The organism is Aridibaculum aurantiacum, from assembly GCF_017355875.1.
GTDB classification, from domain to species: Bacteria; Bacteroidota; Bacteroidia; order Chitinophagales; family Chitinophagaceae; genus Segetibacter; species Segetibacter aurantiacus.
On the sequence record NZ_JAFEWC010000001.1, the window covers coordinates 126,675 to 143,975 of the forward strand.

Sequence of the window (17,301 nt, forward strand, 5' to 3'; positions counted from 1 at the left end):
AGCATTATTTTAAGAACCGGTAAAGATCTTCTTTACATACTTACCTGCCTTGTCCAGAAGTTCTGCATTATTTTCTAATGGCTTTAAATCTGCATTAGAATAATCCTGGAACTGTGACGGGTAAAGAATGATAAAGCTATTATTCAGGAAATACTTGCTCAGGTACTTTGGTAGTTTATCTAATTCAGGGATATACGATAAGTAGCCTTTCCTGGAAGAAACAATAATGAACAAATCGTCTTGTCTTACCTCGCGGCTAAAAATCAGGAACTCCTGCCAGTCATCAAAGCGTATGAAAGTGATATTAAGTGGAGCGCCATCTTCTTCATTTAGCTGTTTCATTACGTCAAGCACGTTGGTACTTCCATAAATATGAAGCGGCAAGCCAGTTTCCCTTGCTATTGTTCTTATACGGGTAAACCAATGGTGAAATCCTTGTTCAAAAACTGCATTGGGTGGAACAGCTACAATAACTCGTTTAAGCGTATTAACCGGCTGCGTAGACTGGTATATATAAATCGTTTCGTTGGTTCTTTCTAACAGCTTTTCTGCCAGTGGTCCAAGAAAATGATGTCCTTCATGAGCCATATGATGAAGTCCAATAACCACATCAGTGATAGAATGTTCTTTTATGGTGTAAATGATCCCGTTGGTAATGTTCATGTCGTAACGGGTAAGCGGGATAATTGAATTATCTGTAGCTGCCGCATGACGTGTTACTGTTTCTAACATTTTCTTACCTACGCTGCTGCTGTTCTCAGCCTTCTCCTGTTCATCTACTACATGCAGTGCATACAGTGGCGACTTACTCTTATGTGGTTGAAGCAAAAACCCTAGGTCAACAAGGTTGACAACATTCTCAGGATACGCAAGTGATATCAAGATGCGGTCTGTTAGGTTTTTTTCTTCCTCGCTTTCTGTAGCGGTTTCTAACAAGGCTATTTTCCTTGATGCTTTTTCTACTGAAAAGGAACTAATGGTGCAGGTAACAAGGATCATTAAGATGGTACCATTCAATACATCTTCATTCAATAAACGAATGGGATCACCCGTTGGGGTTTCACCAAGTATCACATTATAACCAACCAATACTACCGCCAATGTTGCGCCTACTCTTGCATTGCTTAGTCCAAATATCAGTTGGCGTTCTTCGCTTCCCAGCTTAAATGTTTTTTGCGTGAACCATGCTGCTATGTACTTGCTGATAACAGCCACCACTATCATCACAGCTGCTACACGCAAGGCACCAAGCCCTTTAAACAATACACTGAAATCTACCAGCATACCAACGCCAATAAGAAAAAATGGAATGAACAAAGCATGCCCTACAAAGTCTATCCGGTTCATTAATGGTGATGAGTGCGGGATGAATTTGTTCAACGCAAGACCCGAAAGGAAGGCGCCAATGATAGCTTCCAAACCTGCGGCCTCTGCCAGGAAGGAACCAAGAAAAACAAGCGCCAGTACGAATATGTACTGCGATATGTTGTCATCAAATTTCTTGAAGAACCAACGCGCAATGATGGGAAAAACAAAAAGAACAATGGCCGCAAAAATCACAGAAGCAACTGCCAGCCGTATCCAAAAGGCAGATGTTATATCGCCTTTGGTTGTGCCCACTATGGCAGCTAGAACAAGTAGAGCAAGTATATCTGTAATAATGGTTCCACCTATGGTAAGTGTTACAGACCGGTTACGAGAAATACCGTAACGGCTAACAATAGGATAGGCAAGCAGCGTATGCGAAGCAAACATACTAGCCACCAGAATGGTAGATGGAAGATTGAATGGCAGCAGGTAGTAGACAGCTATGATCCCGAGTATCATCGGGACAATAAAAGTGTATAAGCCAAACACAAGGCTCTTTACCCGGTTCTTTTTAAATTCTTCCAGGTCTATTTCAAGACCTGCGGTAAACATGATGTACAACAAACCCACGGTCCCAAATAATACAATGCTGCTATCTCGCAACAGCAGGTTGAAGCCATAGGGCCCAATGATAATGCCTGCCAGGATAAGCCCGATGATGTGGGGCACCTTGATCCTGTTGAAAAGAATAGGTGCAAAGAGTATAATGAATAACACAAGTGAAAAAATGATCACCGGGTTACGCAAAGGCAGTTCGAAATTCAGTTCAGAAAGAAATACCATTCTTGTAAGTTAACGGTGATTATTGTTTTGATAGCTGCAGTGAATAAACAATTCTACAATCGGGCCGTACGATCTCACGTATACCTTCCATGCTGTTGTTGTTGATCACTGTTATACGCACCACCATTTTGGTAGCAGGCGCTGTAGCAGTAGGCTCTACATTTTCTACCAGTTCTATTACATTGTTGGTATAAGTGCCGGTATACACACGCACCAGCTTGTCACCAGAAAGTGCTTGTACTATTAGTTTGTTGTTCTCATAGTTAAATGTCCATGTCTCATTTCTTGTATCGCCGACTGCACTGCCGGTACAGGTTGTTTCACTGCATACCATTTTTGCAGCCCATTGACCAGGAAGTGCAGGATTGAAGGTGATGGCACTATCTCTTGATGTAGAATCAAACTTCCGCTCCTTCTCCAGCATTTGCAGTTCACGTACCTCTATCGATTTTTCTCTTAGCGCCAACTGTTGCTCACGCTCTGCTATTTCGGCCTCTCTCTTTTCCATAGCCAACTCTCGCTGTCGAAGGTCGCAACCTGTGAACGTAACCAGTAAAATCAACAACATGATCCCTCGCATAATTATTCTTTTTCAATGACTGAAGAAATATATAAAGCAGCAGCTTATCAGCTTTTGCCTTCACTTATAAATTGTTTTGCCCCCGGAAGATGAATGGTAAAGGTGGTTCCTTTACCAAGTTCAGATTGTACCTCTACACGTCCTTTGTGCAGGTTGATGATACGCGAAGCTAACGAAAGGCCCAGGCCAAAACCTTCGCGCTGTTTGTTATCATTTACCCTGTAAAAAGGCTGGAAGATCATTGGCAGGTCTTCTTCTGGTATGCCAATGCCTTTATCTTCCACCACTACCTTTAGCCCTGCCTCTGTGCTATGCAACCACACTACCGCCTGGTGGTTATTAGAATATTTACAGGCATTCATCACTATGTTTTTTATAGCAGTAAACAACAAGTGTTCATTACCAAAAACCAGCAGCCCCTCTTCCTCGTCAGGAAGTTCATCAAAGTTCAATAGCACACTATAGCCCTTATTTGCCTTTACCACCTCCGATGGAAGCCGAAGCAGTACTTCATCTATACGTACCAATGCAATCTCTAAACCGCCGGGTGTTCCCGATGCTTGTGCAAACTGCAGCAGCGTCTGCGTCAGGTTGCTCATATGCATCACATCCTGGTAAATGGACTGCAGCACTTCTTTGTATTCACCTGCGTTGCGTTCACGCTGCAGTGACACTTCTATCTGGCTCGATATTGAAGTAAGCGGTGTAGACAATTCATGTGATGCATTCGATATGAATCGCTTTTGTATATCAAAGCTTTCCTGCAGCCTGTTCAGCAGATCATTCAGGGTGGTAGAAAGATGATGCCATTCATCGTTGGCTGTACCAGTTACCAATCGTCGCGATAAGCTCATTGCAGAGATGTCTTTTACATCTGTAGCTATTTTATTGATAGGCTTTAGCAACCTTTTGGAAAAATAATAACCACCCAAACCAGCAAGCGAAAGGCCGGCAAGGAAACTTACCATCAAAATATTAAACAAGCTATGCAGGTCTTCTTTTCCTTCGGCATCTTCTCCTGCAGCTATGGTTACCAGCTCCATTCCGTTGGCCACATACCTGTAAGCCACTGCTTCTTTATTTCCTGCTGTAAAGGTTATCTTACCACGCTTCCTGGCATTATCTATCAGCTGCTGGCTTACATCTAAACTATCACCCGTTAAACTGCTATAGCTATATATTTTTTGGTTGTTGCTATTGTAGGCGAGTATCACATTGTTCTTTAAAACAAAAGAAGTAGATGAGTCTATCCTCCTGATAAGTTCATTAGAAAAGATCTCACGTTGACTTAATAATCTTCCTACAGTAATGGCACGATTGGTAAGGCGCGTTTTTATAGAAGCAGTGCGTGAATTTTCGAAATAGTAATAGACAAAGACACAAACAATACCCAGTATCAACCCGGCAAGTACGGTAAACAGCAGCGTTATGCGGAGTTTGACAGGCATTCTTGTTATTTATCCTTCAGTATATAACCCATACCTACATAAGTATGAATAAGTTTCTCTTCAAACTTCTTATCCACTTTATTCCTCACGTAACTAATATACACATCGATCACGTTGGTATTGGTATCAAAATCTATATCCCACACATTGATAGCAATATCTGATCGTGCTACCACTTTATTTTTATTGCGCATCAGGTATTCCAGCAGCTGGAATTCTTTTGCTGTAAGATTGATGGCTGTATCGCCGCGCTTAACTTCTTTGGTATCTACATTCATCATCAGGTCAGCAGCGCGTAATACATTGCCTACAGGCAGGTTTTGCTGCATCGTATGTTTCAGCAGCACCCTAATCTTCATCAATAGTTCCTTGAACTGGAAAGGCTTTACCAGGTAATCATCTGCACCTGCATCATAGCCTTCTATTTTATCATCCAAAGAGCCAAGCGCAGTAAGCATGATAATAGGCATGCCCGGTTGTTTATCACGGATCATCTTACATAGCTCGTAGCCGTTCAGGCCGGGTAAGTTTATATCCAGGATTACCAGGTTATAATTACCATTATTAAACATCTTCAGGCCAACATTTCCATTATAGGCTACCTCTACAGCATAGCCATTTTCTACCAGGCCAACCTTCAGAGTATCAGCTATTTTTTCTTCATCTTCTACTATCAAGATTTTTCTTTCTTCCATGATGATCACAAAGTTGACGTCCAGGTAAGGTTGAAGCAGTGCCTCTTATTTATTCTAATCACATTCTAATGTTCAACTAATGCGCTGCTAATTCCGCACCATTAAGTTTGTATAAACAAGGGAAGCATGCAAGGCGGGTTCAAAAAGATCCTTATTCCGGTTCACTGGTCACTGCTACATAAAGTGGCTGTACAGCGAGCCCTGGAATGGGCAGATGCCACTGCATCGCAGATTATTCTTGCCGAAATGCACGACCCTTTCTTTGACATCAAAGCTAAACTTTTTAAATGGCAGCAGCCGGAAGTAAGAAAGTATGAAACGGGATTGAAAAATTCCAACACCACTTTCAGTACTAGCTATAGTAAATATTATACTACCGCTGAAGCCATTGCCAATAAAGCAAGAGAAGATAAAGCCGACCTGGTAGTAATACCTGAGAATAAGTTCTGGTGGCCTTCTACAAGCAATGGTTTTCTTGAAAGAATAGCTTCAGCTGCGGGTGTTCCGGTGCTGAAAGTGAAGACCAAAGCTACACGTACCACCTCTGTGGTAGTGCCGGTGCAGCACGATGTGCAAGGTAATCTACTTGAGCAGGTAAGTGCCATAAGCAGGAGAAACCCTGTAGATGTGCACCTGGTATCCTTCAATGAAAACAAGGATACAGAACAAGATGATTTTGCTCCGCTCGGTGCTCTGCAGGCATATCAATGGCTGAAGTCATATGTAAGATGCCCTGTGGCTTTTTCAAGAGTAAAAGGAGCCAGCGAAGCAAAAGCTGTAAACAACTACCTGCATCATTTGCAGAGCGATGTTTTACTGCTACAATAACAAATCGTAGACTGAAACAACATAAGAACGTTAACCTAAAAAACAGACACAATGAAAAAATTATTAGCAATTGGACTGATGATGGGTTTCGGATTTACACAACTGCAGGCGCAGAGTGTAGAGGAAGCTCAATCGCATATTTATTACGGAAAATATACCAGCGCAAAAAATACATTGAACCAGGTGCTGGCAAATAAAGCAAAAAATGCTGACGCTATTTATTGGCTTGGACAAACACACCTGAAAGAAGATGATCTGCAAGCTGCTAAAACAGTATACCAAAATGCAGTACAAAGCGGTATTCAAGCTCCTATACTTACTGTAGGTCTTGGACATATAGCATTGCTGGAAGGTGATAATGCTAAAGCAAAGCAACTGTTTGAAGAAGCAATCGCCAGCAGTACCAGGAGAAAGAAAGAAGACCCTGCTATTTTGAATGCAGTAGGTAGGGCAAATGCAGATGGTCCATCTACTGTAGGTGATCCTGCATATGGTATAGCAGTGTTGGAAAGAGCAGCAGCTATTGATCCAAACAATGCAGAGACATACATGAACATGGGTATCAACTACCTGAAGATGGGTAACGACAGAGGTGGTGATGCATATGGTGCATTTACAAGTGCATTAAGAGTTGATCCTAACCACGCAGCTGCTAAGTACCGGCTGGGAAAGATCTTCCTTACACAAGGCAACAGGGAGAAATTTGAAGGATATTTTATTGGAGCAACAGAGTCAGATCCTAAATATGCACCTGCATACCTGGAGCTGTACAACTACTACGCTCAGCGTGATGTAAACAAAGCAAAAGAATACCTGGAAAACTATATGGCTAACAGTGATAAAGATTGTAACGTAGACTTCTTCTACGCTGACTATCTTTTCCGCGCAGGTAAATACCAGGAATCATTAGATAAGGGTAAGGCTATGGCCAACGGTAATTGTAAAGACCTACCTCGTTTGCCGGTATTGTTTGCCTACAACTACGACAGGCTGGGTGATACAGCTAATGCCCGTGCAAGCATAGAGCAATATTTAGCAAATGCACCAAAGGATAAAGTTCAACCGGATGATTACCTTTTGGCGGCGAATGTGCTGAAGAAAATGCCAGGAAGAGAAGATGCAGCTATCAATTACCTGAAGGTGGCTATTCAAAACGATACAGTGAAGAGTAACCAATACATGTATATGGATACCATTGCATCGCTATACAAAAAGAAAGGTGATTTTGCTAACAGGTTACAGTGGTTGCAGAAGAGCTATGCCTTAAATCCTAGCCCATCTAACCTTGATATTTATAACCTTGGTGATGCAGCACTCCAGGTAGAGAATTATGACCTTGCAGATAGCATGTTCAACACATATGCTACTAAGTACCCTGAGCAAGTTTATGGTTTTATCGGTTTAGCAAGATCAGCAGTAGCTCGCGATAAGGATACAACAGCGGGTAGTGCAGTACCAGCAGTACGCCAGTTGATCACATTCCTTGAGAAAGATCCACAAAAGAACAAGAGTATGCTATTGCAGCAGTACGCATACCTGGTATACGTACAGGCTAATGTGTTTAAAGATTATGCAGCAGCACTGCAAGAGCTTGAAGGAATTCTAAGGGTTGATCCTGAAAATTCTTATGCTAAACAAACATCTGAACAAATTAAGAAGGTGATGTCAGCCTCCAGCAGGCAGTCGCAGGCATCATCTAAGAAATCATAATAAAGAAGGTTTATTCAGTTTTTAGGGTCGTTTTTCATGTTGTCGTTTTTGATGAGCAGTTGCCTTTATAGGCAACTGCCTTTTTTACAACTTTTGACTTTAAAAGCTAATTACTCCTCAACTATTTTCGAAAGCTCCACTGCATTGCAGGGAGCTTTTGTTTTTTACATACTGTGCAGTTATCTGCACCTTACTTAATAGATTTGCTGACTTACAAACGATTGCACATGCGAAAATTAGAGAACTACGTTTCAGGAAATTGGATAACAGGAGATGGTGACGGCCAGGTATTATATGATGCCGTAAATGGTGACCCAATAGCCGCAGCCACTACCAAAGGATTAGACTTTGCAGCCATGCTGGATTATGGTCGTAGAACAGGCGGTCCTGCATTGCGCAAGATGACGTTTCATGAGCGAGGCAGAATGCTGCGTGCACTGGCCTTGCATCTCACCGAAAAGAAGGAACAATTCTACACCATCAGCTACAAAACAGGCGCTACACGATTAGATAGTTGGATAGATATAGAAGGTGGAATAGGTAACTTATTTGCCAATGCATCGCTGCGCAGAAAGTTCCCAAATGAACCATTTGCCATAGACGGAGAAGGCCATAACCTGAGCAAAGGCGGCAGCTTTATGGGCCAGCATATTCTCGTTCCTAAAGAAGGGATAGCTGTTCATATCAATGCGTTTAATTTTCCTGTGTGGGGTATGCTGGAGAAGATAGCTGTGAACCTATTGGCTGGCGTGCCTGCTATTGTAAAGCCAGCTTCTCTTACATCGTATTTAACCGAGGCAGTAGTAAAAGAAATTGCTGCATCAGGCATTCTGCCTGAAGGTGCATTGCAACTCATTTGCGGTAGCGCAGGTAATTTACTGGAGCATGTAAACATGCAGGATGTGATCACCTTTACTGGTTCAGCCTCTACTGGTTTAATGCTGAAATCGCAGAAGCGTATACTGGAAGAATGTGTGCCGTTCAATATGGAAGCAGACAGCCTGAACTGTATAGTGCTGGGTGAAGATGTAACACCAGGCATGCCTGAGTGGGACATTTTTATTAAAGAAGTAAGAAAAGAAATGACAGTGAAAGCAGGACAAAAATGTACTGCTATACGCCGCATTTTTGTTCCGGCTAATAAGCTGGAAGATGTACATATAGCACTGGGTAAAGCACTTAGTCAAACAACTGTAGGAAACCCTACTAACGAGAAGGTGCGCATGGGTGCACTTGCAGGTAAAGAGCAGGTAGAAGAGGTAAAGAAACATGTGAGAGAGCTGCTGCGTACATCGCAGCTGGTTTATGGAAGCCTGGATGATGTAGATGTAATAGATGCCGATAAAGAAAAGGGCGCTTTCCTGTCGCCGCTGCTACTGCTCGATGAAAATCCTTTTGATGGAGAAGAAGTACATACCATCGAAGCGTTCGGGCCGGTAAGTACGCTCATGCCTTATAATGGAACAGATGAAGCTATTAAACTGGCTAAAATGGGTAAAGGTTCATTGGTTAGTTCTATCGTGACTGCAGATAACCGTATTGCAAAAGAGTATGTACTGGGAGCTGCTACGCATCATGGTCGTATACTGGTGCTAAACAATGAATGTGCAAAGGAAAGTACAGGCCATGGAAGCCCGCTGCCTTTGCTGGTGCATGGTGGCCCTGGCCGGGCTGGTAACGGCGAAGAAATGGGTGGCGTACGTGGTGTAAAACATTATATGCAACGTGTGGCGGTGCAAGGTTCTCCTTCTACCATTACAGCTATTACAAACGTATACCAGTCCAATGCAAAGCAAACAGAAGATGATGTACATCCTTTCCGCAAGCACTTTGAAGACCTGCAGATAGGTGACACTTTAGTAACAGCACGACGCACAGTAACAGAGGCAGATATTGTAAATTTTGCCAACCTCAGCTGGGATCATTTTTATGCGCATACAGATCATACCTCGCTGGTAGGTACGCTGTTTGAAAAGCCGGTAGCACATGGATACTTTATCATGAGTGCAGCTGCGGGTCTTTTTGTAGATGCGAAAAAAGGTCCTGTACTGTTGAACTACGGTATTGATGAACTAAGATTTACTAAACCTGTTTATGCAGGTAGCACCATAGGAGTAAAGCTAACGGTGAAAGAAAAGATAGACCAGGAAAAGCGGGAGCCTGAAGAGATAGCTAAAGGGATTGTGAAATGGTATGTAGAGGTATATGACGAGACGAATGAAACGGTTGCTGTTTCTACCATACTAACCATGGTGAAGAAAAGAAACCAGGATTAATTCGTTGTGCCAGTTAAGTAATACGAGGTAATAAACTGCAACTAGTAGATCCACTTTTAAAGAAGTAGATTCACTTATGCTTTTCATACATTAATTCACACCAAAACTTGTCAATATGATTACAGAATTAAAGGAAGGCTATGTAAAGACAGAGAGAGAACATGGCATTTCTACCATAGAATTTTTTCACCCGCAGAGCAATTCACTGCCAGGCATGATGCTGGAGAAACTGGCGCAAACCATTCACAGCGAATCGCATGATCCTGCTACTAAAGTGATTGTTCTTCGTTCAGCTGGCGACAAAACATTTTGTGCCGGTGCATCATTTGATGAGCTTGCCGCTATCACAAACGAAAAAGAAGGCTTAGCATTCTTCACTGGCTTTGCAAAAGTCATCAATGCAATGCGCCGGGCGCCGCAGTTCGTCATTGCACGCGTTCATGGAAAATGTATTGGCGGTGGAGTAGGTTTGGCTGCAGCCGCCGATTATGCTATAGCAGTAGAAGGTGCAGATGTGAAGCTCAGCGAGCTGGCAGTAGGTATAGGTCCTTTTGTAGTTGGTCCTGCTGTAGAAAGAAAAATTGGTCTTTCTGCTTTTACCCAATTGACCATTGATGCCAGCATGTGGCGATCAGCTGACTGGGCAAGACGCAAAGGTTTATATGCTGAGCTTCACCCGGAGAAAGAAGGCATGGAAGATTCTATTAATCGTTTGTCTAATAACCTGGCGCAAAGCAATCCTGATGCTATGAAGGAGCTGAAAAAGATATTTTGGAAGGGTACAGAAAATTGGGATGAGTTGCTGGTAGAACGGGCTGCCATCAGTGGCAGGTTAATCTTAAGTAACCATAGCAGGAACTTCATACAAAAGTTTAAGGAGAAAGTTTAATACATGAAAAAGCCTTTGGATCTCCCAAAGGCTTTTTCATTAAATGATGATGAGGATTTAATCTTTATTACCATCAGCTGAAGTAAATAACTGATGCATTGGATTATGCGGTGTTTTCTTCACTTCTACGTGTATATCTTTTGCTTTTGCATTAATGATGAAATTGTTGATCTCTTCAATAATGTCTTTATCAATAAAGTCAGCACGAGTAGCATCAACCACTACAGAACTACCTTCAGGCACAGCATCAAGCTTGCGTTTGATGATTGGCTTGTTTAGGAAAGAAACGTCTTTACGAAGTCTTACCAGGTAACGGTTATGGTCATTTACCACAAAAACTGATGACCTGAAATTGCTCCTGATCATAAAGAACAATCCTACACCCAAACCTATGATGATACCAACCAGCAGGTCGGTAAGTAGTATGGCAATGATGGTAACTACAAAAGGAACAAACTGGTCCCAACCTTTTTTATAATAGTCTTTGAACAAAGAAACTTTAGCCAGTTTATAACCAGTGAAAATTAGAATGGCAGCCAGGGCTGAAAGTGGTATCAGGTTTAAGATGCGCGGTATAAACATTACCGCTACCAGCATAAACACACCATGAAGAATGGTTGATAGTTTGGTTCGTGCACCAGAAACCACGTTAGCAGAGCTACGTACAACAACCGATGTAAGTGGTAAACCACCAATCATTCCTGATACAAAATTACCTACGCCTTGTGCTTTTAGCTCACGGTTGGTAGGTGTTCTTCTACGCAGTGGATCAAGTTTGTCGACCGCTTCTATACTTAGCAAAGTTTCCAAACTTGCAATGATTGCAATGGTACCGGCAGATATCCAGACATCAGGATTAGTAATGTGCTGGAAGCCAGGTAAAGTGAAGAAAGAGATGAATTGCGGCAGGTCTTCTGCCACCATCAGGCTTACCAGGTGCTTTTGCTCCAGGTTGAAATCAGTAGAGTAAAGTTGAAATGCCTGGTTGAGCAAAACACCTGCTACCACCACTACCAGTGGTCCAGGTATCAGCAACAAGAACTTCTGTTTCTTGAAAGCTTTTGTTTCCCACAACATAAGGATGAGCAGGGAAACAACACCAATTACAACAGCAGGTGGCGCAATGTAATTGAACATGTTTGCCAGTTCACTGAACGTATTCTGTTTATCCAGTTGAAGAAACTTTTCATCGCCGATAAAATCAGCATCGTACCCTACAAGGTGTGGAATTTGTTTTAAGATGAGAATAAGACCGATTGCGGCCATCATTCCTTTGATAACTGTGTTTGGTACATAATCACCCAATATACCAGCTCTTAAAAATCCAAAGAGGATTTGGAAAGCGCCTGCCAGTACAACGGCCAATAGAAAAGCGTCAAATACCTTCAGGTTCAGGATAGCTGCAGCTACAATAACAGTAAGTCCTGCAGCGGGTCCACTAACACTCAGCTGCGAGCCACTTAAAGAGCCTATGACGATACCGCCTACGATACCAGCAATGATACCTGAGAATAAAGGAGCACCTGATCCTAATGCAATTCCCAAACAAAGTGGTAGCGCTACAAGGAACACAACAATAGAAGCTGGAAAATCAGCTCCAACGTTCCGGAAAAAATTTTTCATGTTAGGTTTATTTCAAAAAAATGATAAGCCGGGCTGATTATCTACCCGTGCTTGTTGATAATGGTGAAGGATTGAATCTATGGCAATGCAAGTCGGAGAAATATCTACAGGTCTGGAGGAGGAGAAACCACATCAATAGAATGGTTGGATGGAATAGTGGAAGATACATGCAGGTGAACCATTGCCATCTGTTCTGTTATCACAGAAATATTAGCATTGGTAACTGCAGGCAAAAATGGAGAAAGCACCGGTTTCAGGTCGCTTTTACTTCCATCGTTGGTAGTATGAGGAACCTCTTCTGTCCACTGCTCCTGGCTTAGTGTTATTCCTATTTGCTTTACAGGAAGCACCTGGATCGTCATGAGCAAACAGAGTAACAAGGATATGAGCCGGAGCATTTTCATAAAGTGGCGAATATAACCTTTAACCAATGGTTAAACAACTACTGCAGCGGTAAGCTTAAAATGAAATAAAAAAGCCGGTAATAATACCGGCCTTCTACTATTGATAACTAGGCTCTTACAGCTGTACTTTAAAGCCTTCTTAATGTTTTAAGCACTTCTATATATTCAAGCCTCCGCACACGCTTATTACCTGCCCTGTTACATAACTGCTCATGTCGCTTGCAAGATAAAGGGTGCTATCTGCTATCTCGGCTGCAGTGGCAAAACGTCCCAGAGGAATTTTTTGTAAGAAAGCTTTTGCAGCATCACCTTCCTGCAGGTAGTGGGTCATGTCCGTTTCTACAAAACCTGGCGCTATTGCATTGCACCTGATGTTGCGGCTACCAAGTTCGTGCGCCATCGATTTTGTAAATCCAATAATACCTGCTTTAGATGCCGCATAACTACTTTGGCCTGCATTACCGCGCATACCTATTATTGAACTCATATTTATGATACTTCCTTTGCGGGCTTTCATCATAGGCTTTATCACCTGCTTGGTCATGTTGAACACACTCTTCAGGTTGATCATCATCACATCATCCCACTGTTCCTGTGTCATACGCAGTAGCAGATTGTCTTTGCTTATGCCGGCATTGTTCACACATACATCTATCGTATTGAACTCTTTCAGCACATCGTTTACCATTTGCTCGCAATCTTCATATATGCCTGCATTGCTTTTATATGCTTTCGCATTTACGCCAAAACCTTTCAGTTTGTCTTCCAAAGCCTTTGCTTTTTCATCGCTGCTTACATAGCTGAACGCGATGTGTGCACCTTGTTCAGCCAGTCTTACAGCTATGGCTTCACCTATACCACGACTGGCACCTGTTACTATGGCAACTTTTCCTTCAAGTAGTTTCATACTTCGTTATTTGTGTTAAGGATGATCTTTATTGATTGCTGGCAAAAGTAAGTGTAATAGCCTTTGAAGAACCATTGCCGCTGCATTACATGTATTGCATGATCTCTTCCAGGTACTTCCTGTCGTTGCTTAGGCGAGGGATCTTGTGCTGGCCGCCAAGCTTGCCTTTGGTCTTTAGCCACTGTTCAAAAACACCTTTGGCTACAGCATGTACTTCAGGCATGCGCAGTGCAATGTCTTTATGACGTTTTGCTTCATAGTCACTGTTCACGCTCTTCAAAGCATTGTCCAATTCATAAGTAAATAGCCCTATATCAGATGGAGGATTTTCAAACTCTACCAGCCATTCGTGGCTGCCATTACCTTCTTCGCTGAAGTAGATGGGAGCTGCTGTATAATCATTTACTATAGCGCCTGTCTTTTCGCAAGCCACAGCTATAGCGCGATCCGAATTATCCACTATCACCTCTTCGCCAAAAGCATTGATAAAATGCTTGAGCCTTCCGGTCACTTTTATTTTAAATGGATAAGTACTGGTGAAAGCAATGGTATCGCCCAGCAGGTAACGCCACAGCCCACCATTGGTACTTATGACCATTGCGTAGTTCTTGCCTGTTTCTACCGCTGCCAATCCAATGGTTTCAGGGTGTGCTTTACCATATTCTTCTACAGGCATGAACTCGTAAAAGATGCCATGCTGTAAAAACAGCAACATGCCTTCTTGTGTAGGATCATTTTGCGCAGCAAAAAAGCCTTCGCTTGCATTGTACAGGTCCACGTAATGAATGGGAGCACCAATCAATTTTGCAAACTGTTCTTTATAAGGCGTAAACGAAACGCCACCATGAATGTATAGTTCCAGGTTAGGCCATACTTCTTTCAAAGTTTGCTTACCTGTTTTTTCAAGTATTCTTTTTATTAGTACAAGTGTCCATGTAGGTACACCGCTAATGCTGGTAACATTCTCAAGTATGGTAGAATCGGCCAGTCGTTCAATTTTTGATTCCCATTCATCCATAAGTGCAATGGAAAGATCGGGAGTGCGCAGCCAGTGACCCCAGAAAGGTGTGTTCTGCATAAGCACTGCGCTCAGGTCGCCATACTGGCTTTCTTCGTTTAGCTTACTTACCTGGTGACTGCCACCTATCACCAATCCTTTTCCTGTAAGCAGATCGCTGTCAGGGTTGAAAGCATAGTAAAGCGTAAGAACATCTTTAGCGCCTTGGAAATGTGTTTCCTCCAGGCTTTCTTCACTTATAGGAATAAACTTGCTTTTGTCGCTGGTGGTGCCGCTGCTTTTTGCAAACCATGTTATAGGTGTATTCCACAAGATGTTTTCTTCGCCATTCATTATTCTTTCTATGTATGGCTTCAGGTCTTCATACTCATGAATGGGTACTGCTTCTTTAAATGTTTTGATGGTGAACAGAGAATCGAAGCCGTGTTTGCGGCCAAACTCCGTGTACTGTGCAGCAGTGATGAGTTCTTGTAAAACCTCACGTTGCGCCAGCACAGGGTTCTGTATCCAGTTATCTATTTTTCCCATTCGCAAACGGGCCAAACGCGATATAGCAGGGCTAAGCAGTTTCATGAATTGTATTTGCAGTACGATACGTTGTTACAATGTAACAACCATTTTTATAAGTTAGTAGATGACGAATCTTCGGTGTCTTCAATAGGTGCAGCAGCATTGGCGGCACGTGTCAGTGCATTGTTCCGCTCCATATCTATGATCCAGTCTTTACGTTTCAGTTCAAAGTTTGTTCCTAAGTACAAACGTCTCACTTCAGGATCGTCGGATAATTGCTCTGCCGTACCATGTTTAAAGATCTTTCCATCGATCAATAAATAAGCACGATCACAAATAGATAAGGTCTCGTTTACATTGTGATCCGTGATAAGAATTCCAATGTTGCGGTATTTTAATTTGGCTACCACGCTTTGAATATCTTCTACGGCTATTGGGTCTACGCCGGCAAATGGCTCATCAAGCAAAATGAATTTTGGATCAACGGCCAGTGCACGGGCAATTTCTGTTCTACGTCTCTCACCACCACTCAGGCTATCACCATTGTTTTTCCGTACATGGTGCAGGTTAAATTCATCCAGCAGGCTTTCCAGTTTTAGCTTTTGTTCCTTCCGGCTCAGCTTAGTCATTTCCAGCACTGCTTTTATGTTATCCTCTACGGTAAGTTTTCTAAAAACACTGGCTTCCTGTGGCAGGTATCCGATACCCATCTGGGCACGTTTGTACATAGGTAATTTGGTAATGTCCTTATCATCAAGGTACACCTTTCCTTCGTCAGGTTTTATTAAACCTACTACCATGTAAAAGGTAGTTGTTTTACCGGCACCATTGGGTCCCAGCAACCCTACTATCTCCCCTTGCTTTACATCTACCGAAACGTGATTAACCACCGTACGACTACGGTAAGTCTTTACAAGATTGTCAGTATGGATCGTTAGGCTCAAATTAAATGTTTGTTAGCAAAAATAGGAGAATGAACCTTTTAGGGGTGAGGGTTAACAAATTAGTTTCCGGTAATGTGGTTGTTCAGGAAAAGTGCTGGTTTATTATAGAGTTCAGAAGCATCAATTTCTATACTTCTGGATTAAAACCATCTACCGCATCTCGCCTCCATCCATCCAGTATCCAGCATCCAGTATCGCATATCCAAGATCCAGCATCCACCATCCGTCATCAAGTATCCAGCATCCAGCATCCGGCATTCTCCTGTGCAACCGTTTCCGGCAATATCTGCTCTTGTTTCACGTTGCTGATATATGTTTGCACCAATTTAGAATCTAGATGAAAGTTACCGAACACCTGGCCAATGCCAAGGATACCCTGATAACCTTTGAAGTTTTGCCCCCGCTGAAAGGCAAGAGCATCAATTCGATATACGAGCACCTGGACCCATTGATGGAATTCAAGCCATCATGGATCAATGTGACCTATCATCGAAGCGAAAGTATGTTCAAGAAAAAGCCAGACGGAACTTTTGAAAAAGTAGAGGTGCGTAAGCGGCCTGGTACAGTAGGTATTTGTGCGTCTATCATGAACCACTACAAGATAGATGCGGTGCCGCATTTTATCTGTGGAGGTTTTACAAAACGCGAAACAGAGGATGCATTGATTGACCTGAACTTCCTGGATGTAGACAATGTATTGGTATTGCGAGGTGATGCTCCTAAAAATGAAAGTTCATTTGAACCGGAACCAGGCGGACACGCATACGCTATAGATCTGCTAAAGCAGGTGGTTAACCTGAACAATGGTATCTACCTGGATGAAGACATTCTGAATGGTGGCAAGACTAACTTTTGCATTGGTGTGGCAGGTTATCCTGAAAAACATTTTGAAGCACCTAATCCTGAAATAGATCTGCAGCGTTTGAAAGAGAAGGTGGATGCCGGTGGATGTTATATAATGACGCAGATGTTTTTTGACAACGAAAAGTTCTACAGCTTTGTTAAAGCCTGTCGAGATATTGGAATTGATGTTCCCATCATTCCAGGTTTGAAGCCAATAACAACCAAGAAACAACTATCTGTTTTACCGCGAATTTTTCATGTTGATATTCCTACTGAACTATCGAACGAAATAATGAGATGTAAGAATGATGCGGACTGTGAAAAAGTAGGAACAGAATGGCTTACTCACCAGAGTAAAGAACTGAAGAAGTTCGGTGTTCCTGTTCTGCACTATTATACATTGGGTAAACCTAAAGTGATCTGGAACGTAGTGAAAGAACTGGTTTAATTCAATGCTCCATATTATAAAGTCCCG

Annotated in this window: 14 protein-coding genes; 5 read left to right on the forward strand and 9 right to left on the reverse strand. The window is 42.4% G+C overall.

The genetic code is table 11. The features are described 5' to 3' along the window. Positions 1-9: 9 nt before the first annotated feature. The 4 genes from J4N22_RS00465 to J4N22_RS00480 are packed head-to-tail and all read right to left on the reverse strand — an operon-like array spanning position 10 to position 4,874. Positions 10-2,151 carry a cation:proton antiporter gene (locus J4N22_RS00465; RefSeq protein ID WP_207491560.1) on the reverse strand — a complete coding sequence of 714 codons (2,142 nt, stop codon included), beginning with the start codon at positions 2,149-2,151 and terminating at the stop codon, positions 10-12. Between the two features lie 19 nt (positions 2,152-2,170). Further along, positions 2,171-2,731, reverse strand: coding sequence for a hypothetical protein (locus J4N22_RS00470; RefSeq protein WP_207491562.1), 561 nt, complete (start codon positions 2,729-2,731; stop codon positions 2,171-2,173). 47 nt (positions 2,732-2,778) lie between these two features. Continuing rightward, positions 2,779-4,179: a sensor histidine kinase gene (locus tag J4N22_RS00475; protein ID WP_207491565.1), complete on the reverse strand. Its 1,401-nt coding sequence runs from the start codon at positions 4,177-4,179 to the stop codon at positions 2,779-2,781. Positions 4,180-4,184: 5 nt separating this feature from the next. After that, the gene (locus J4N22_RS00480) at positions 4,185-4,874 is read right to left on the reverse strand and encodes a response regulator (protein ID WP_207491568.1); all 690 of its coding nucleotides are present in this window, start codon (positions 4,872-4,874) and stop codon (positions 4,185-4,187) included. Positions 4,875-5,000: 126 nt separating this feature from the next. Here J4N22_RS00480 and J4N22_RS00485 point away from each other — a divergent pair, with 126 nt between their 5' ends. The 4 genes from J4N22_RS00485 (at position 5,001) to J4N22_RS00500 (ending at position 10,577) form a co-directional block, all read left to right on the forward strand. Then, complete coding sequence (locus tag J4N22_RS00485; RefSeq protein WP_207491571.1) at positions 5,001-5,702, forward strand: universal stress protein; 702 nt, start codon at positions 5,001-5,003, stop codon at positions 5,700-5,702. A 51-nt stretch (positions 5,703-5,753) separates the two neighbouring features. Then, on the forward strand, positions 5,754-7,412 hold the full coding sequence (locus J4N22_RS00490; RefSeq protein ID WP_207491573.1) for a tetratricopeptide repeat protein: 1,659 nt from the start codon (positions 5,754-5,756) through the stop codon (positions 7,410-7,412). Positions 7,413-7,639: 227 nt separating this feature from the next. Further along, entirely contained in the window at positions 7,640-9,688 is a 2,049-nt protein-coding gene (gene paaZ, locus J4N22_RS00495; protein ID WP_207491576.1) for a phenylacetic acid degradation bifunctional protein PaaZ, read from the forward strand. Between the two features lie 115 nt (positions 9,689-9,803). Beyond that, on the forward strand, positions 9,804-10,577 hold the full coding sequence (locus J4N22_RS00500) for an enoyl-CoA hydratase/isomerase family protein (RefSeq protein WP_207491578.1): 774 nt from the start codon (positions 9,804-9,806) through the stop codon (positions 10,575-10,577). A 57-nt stretch (positions 10,578-10,634) separates the two neighbouring features. On the opposite strand, the gene J4N22_RS00505 is transcribed toward J4N22_RS00500, so the two are convergent. The 5 genes from J4N22_RS00505 to lptB form a co-directional block, all read right to left on the reverse strand. Next, on the reverse strand, positions 10,635-12,200 hold the full coding sequence (locus tag J4N22_RS00505) for a SulP family inorganic anion transporter (protein ID WP_207491581.1): 1,566 nt from the start codon (positions 12,198-12,200) through the stop codon (positions 10,635-10,637). A gap of 104 nt (positions 12,201-12,304) precedes the next feature. Further along, positions 12,305-12,562, reverse strand: coding sequence for a hypothetical protein (locus J4N22_RS00510; RefSeq protein ID WP_207491584.1), 258 nt, complete (start codon positions 12,560-12,562; stop codon positions 12,305-12,307). Between the two features lie 199 nt (positions 12,563-12,761). Next, positions 12,762-13,511 (reverse strand): 3-oxoacyl-[acyl-carrier-protein] reductase, encoded by a 750-nt coding sequence (fabG, locus tag J4N22_RS00515; RefSeq protein WP_207491586.1) that lies wholly within the window; start codon positions 13,509-13,511, stop codon positions 12,762-12,764. An 85-nt stretch (positions 13,512-13,596) separates the two neighbouring features. Next, positions 13,597-15,102: a GH3 auxin-responsive promoter family protein gene (locus J4N22_RS00520; RefSeq protein ID WP_207491588.1), complete on the reverse strand. Its 1,506-nt coding sequence runs from the start codon at positions 15,100-15,102 to the stop codon at positions 13,597-13,599. A gap of 47 nt (positions 15,103-15,149) precedes the next feature. Then, positions 15,150-15,983 (reverse strand): LPS export ABC transporter ATP-binding protein, encoded by an 834-nt coding sequence (gene lptB / locus J4N22_RS00525; protein ID WP_207491590.1) that lies wholly within the window; start codon positions 15,981-15,983, stop codon positions 15,150-15,152. A 337-nt stretch (positions 15,984-16,320) separates the two neighbouring features. On the opposite strand from lptB, the gene J4N22_RS00530 reads away from it, so the two are divergent. After that, positions 16,321-17,274, forward strand: a complete 954-nt coding sequence (locus J4N22_RS00530; RefSeq protein ID WP_207491593.1) for a methylenetetrahydrofolate reductase — start codon at positions 16,321-16,323, stop codon at positions 17,272-17,274. The last annotated feature ends 27 nt before the right edge of the window (positions 17,275-17,301 follow it).

Bases quoted from the DNA above. Each gene is read 5' to 3' on its own strand.
- J4N22_RS00465 (WP_207491560.1), bottom strand. From the start codon at position 2,151: ATGGTATTTCTTTCTGAACTGAATTTCGAACTGCCTTTGCGTAACCCG.
- J4N22_RS00470 (WP_207491562.1), bottom strand. From the start codon at position 2,731: ATGCGAGGGATCATGTTGTTGATTTTACTGGTTACGTTCACAGGTTGC.
- J4N22_RS00475 (WP_207491565.1), bottom strand. From the start codon at position 4,179: ATGCCTGTCAAACTCCGCATAACGCTGCTGTTTACCGTACTTGCCGGG.
- J4N22_RS00480 (WP_207491568.1), bottom strand. From the start codon at position 4,874: ATGGAAGAAAGAAAAATCTTGATAGTAGAAGATGAAGAAAAAATAGCT.
- J4N22_RS00485 (WP_207491571.1), top strand. From the start codon at position 5,001: ATGCAAGGCGGGTTCAAAAAGATCCTTATTCCGGTTCACTGGTCACTG.
- J4N22_RS00490 (WP_207491573.1), top strand. From the start codon at position 5,754: ATGAAAAAATTATTAGCAATTGGACTGATGATGGGTTTCGGATTTACA.
- paaZ (WP_207491576.1), top strand. From the start codon at position 7,640: ATGCGAAAATTAGAGAACTACGTTTCAGGAAATTGGATAACAGGAGAT.
- J4N22_RS00500 (WP_207491578.1), top strand. From the start codon at position 9,804: ATGATTACAGAATTAAAGGAAGGCTATGTAAAGACAGAGAGAGAACAT.
- J4N22_RS00505 (WP_207491581.1), bottom strand. From the start codon at position 12,200: ATGAAAAATTTTTTCCGGAACGTTGGAGCTGATTTTCCAGCTTCTATT.
- J4N22_RS00510 (WP_207491584.1), bottom strand. From the start codon at position 12,562: ATGACGATCCAGGTGCTTCCTGTAAAGCAAATAGGAATAACACTAAGC.
- fabG (WP_207491586.1), bottom strand. From the start codon at position 13,511: ATGAAACTACTTGAAGGAAAAGTTGCCATAGTAACAGGTGCCAGTCGT.
- J4N22_RS00520 (WP_207491588.1), bottom strand. From the start codon at position 15,102: ATGAAACTGCTTAGCCCTGCTATATCGCGTTTGGCCCGTTTGCGAATG.
- J4N22_RS00530 (WP_207491593.1), top strand. From the start codon at position 16,321: ATGAAAGTTACCGAACACCTGGCCAATGCCAAGGATACCCTGATAACC.